Origin of the sequence: Microbacterium sp. ZXX196 (assembly GCF_009709595.1) — a bacterium.
Classification (GTDB): Bacteria; Actinomycetota; Actinomycetes; order Actinomycetales; family Microbacteriaceae; genus Microbacterium; species Microbacterium excoecariae.
On sequence record NZ_WMEE01000436.1, the window covers coordinates 1 to 245 of the forward strand.

1 protein-coding gene is annotated in these 245 nt (G+C 31.8%); it reads left to right on the forward strand.

Going from position 1 to position 245, the window contains the following annotated elements:
- A partial coding sequence (locus GJQ66_RS15025) for a hypothetical protein (RefSeq protein WP_230379680.1) occupies positions 1-245 on the forward strand: 245 nt, incomplete at both ends.

Below are 245 nucleotides of genomic sequence, written 5' to 3' on the forward strand. Positions count from 1 at the left end.
AAAATACGTTTTCCATCAGGAGTTGTGATGGTCTGGCCTTTGTGGGATGAAGTCGTACAGCCAATCATCACCAAGGGGATTATGCTAACCGCAAATAATCCCTTTAAAAATTTCTTCATTATAGAAATCAAATATTTAAAAAATACGCCTATTATTTTAATCCAAATTTGTGAGGAAAAATTGGAAATATTGCAATCAAATGTGTGTTTTAGGTATAAAAAAAGATCAGCTTATGCTGATCTTTT